Annotated in this window: 2 protein-coding genes; both read right to left on the reverse strand. The window is 72.2% G+C overall.

Annotation, left to right across the window (positions count from 1 at the left end; translation table 11 throughout):
* Positions 1 to 170 precede the first annotated feature (170 nt).
* Positions 171 to 1166 (reverse strand): LysR substrate-binding domain-containing protein, encoded by a 996-nt coding sequence (locus AC27VN_RS39745; RefSeq protein WP_208510119.1) that lies wholly within the window; start codon positions 1164 to 1166, stop codon positions 171 to 173.
* Between the two features lie 94 nt (positions 1167 to 1260).
* The coding region (locus AC27VN_RS39750) for a VWA domain-containing protein (protein WP_490880252.1) at positions 1261 to 2066 on the reverse strand (806 nt) is incomplete at its 5' end.

Here is a 2066-nt window from a genome sequence, read left to right on the forward strand (position 1 = left end):
CGGATCTCGGAGAACGGCGTGGCGAAGCGGTGCCGGCCCGGCGCGGTCAGGGTGCCGTCGTCGACGAGGATGAACAGATGGTCGAGCAGCGCGCGGTGCGCCGCGAGCGGGGCCAGCTCGACGTAGACGCTGTTGCCGCGCCTGCCGCTCACTCGGCGCTCATGCGGCGTTCATGCGGCACTCTGGCGCCGTGCCACCGGCGCCTCGTCGTCGACCGCATCGCCGATCGCCGCGCGCGTGAGCACCGCCTGCTGCTGCAGCCATGCGCCGAAGGCCTGGAGCTCGGGCCGGCCGGCGCTGCGCGGGCCGCTCACGAGCCAGTAGGCCATCGGCGAATCCATGCGCTGGCGCGGCAGCACCTCGACCAGGTCGCCGTTGGCCAGGCTCTCGGCGATCAGCGGGCTGCGCGCCAGCACCACGCCCTGGCCGGTCAGCGCGGCCTGCGCCATCTGGTAGTCGTAGTTGAAGTAGAGCCAGCGGCGCGGCTGGATCCGGGCCAGGCCGTTCGATTCGAACCAGCGGCGCCAGACCAGCCACTCGACATAGCTGGGGTGCGCATCGCCGACCTCGATCAGCGTGAAGCGCGCGAGGTCCTCGGGCTTCTCGATCGGCGGGTTGCTCTTGATGAGCCAGGGGCTGGCCACCGGCGTGAGGTGCTCGCCGAACAGCCGCACCGCGCCCTCGGGCATGTGCTCGGCGCGGCCGTAGCGCAGCGCGAGGTCGATGTCGCTGACCTCGAGGTCGATCACGGCGTCGGAGGCATCGATGCGGATGTCGATGTCGGGATGGTCGCGCTGGAAGGCCTCGAGGCGCGGGATCAGCCACATCGAGGCGAACGAGGCGAAGGTGGTCAGCCCCACGCTCTTGCGCGACGCGCTCTGGCGGATCTGGCGGATGGTGGCGTCGATGCGCGGCAGCGCCTGCTGCACCGACAGCAGCAGCAAGGCGCCCGCGCTCGTGAGCTCGACCGCGCGCGTGTGGCGCAGGAACAGGCGCACACCCACCTCCTCCTCGAGCGCCTGGATCTGGCGGCTCACGGCCGGCTGCGTGAGCGACATCTCCTCGGCCGCGGCGCGGAAGTTCAGGTGCCGCGCCACGACCTCGAAGGCGCGCAGGTTGCCAGCGCCGATGGGGCGCGTGCGCAGGAGGAACGGGGAATGCTGCATGGAGGATCGGCCGGTGGATGCGACACAGTGGCCGGCGGGCCAGCGGGTGCAGCCGCGATTGTGGCGCCGCCGCGCGGGAGCGGCAAACCGCGGCTCAGACGATGCGCCCGAACCACAGCACCGACAGCGCCGCGCCCGTGATCGCGAGCAGCGCCGACAGCAGCGCCAGCAGGCCCGAGAGCTCGTTCTCGCGCGGCTGCACCTGCACGCGCGAGCCGAGCTTCTCGTAGACGCCGTGCAGCGCCTCGGCGGTGCCGGCGTGGTGGTACTCGCCGCCGGTCATGCGCGCCACCTCGCGCAAGGTGGGCTCGTCGAGCTTCATGTAGATCGCCATGCCGTCGGGCGCGGCGATGTCGCCGTCGAGCGTGCCCATGCCGATCACGTAGACGCGCACGCCGCGGTCGGCCGCCATCTTCGCGGCCTCGAGCGTGTCGATGCCGGTGGTGCGGCGGCCGTCGCTCAGCAGGATGATCGCCGCGGCATCGTAGGAGCCGGGCGCCACCGGCGTGATCTGGCGCGGCGGCGGCTTCGCCTTGTCGTCCAGGCTGCGCCCGCGCGGCGCGTTGCCGCCGAAGGTCATCTCGCCCAAGCTGATGTTGTCCTGCGGGAACAGCTCGGCCAGGCACAGCACGATCGCGTCGCCGACCGCGGTGCCCATCTGCATCTGGAAGGCGTCGATGCTGGCCGCGAGCGCGTCGCGGTCGAGCGTGGCGCGCTGCGCGACCTGGCTGCTGCCGGCGAAGGTGACGAGGCCGACCTCGATGCGCCGCGGCAGCTCGCGCAGGAAGGACTTGGCCGCCGCCTGCGCGGCCTCGAGCCGGGTCGGCTTGACGTCGTTCACGCGCATGCTCAGCGAGACGTCCATCGCCAGCATGATCGAGGTGCGCGCCCAGGGCAGCG

The organism is Variovorax sp. 20P10.2.4 (assembly GCF_058244205.1).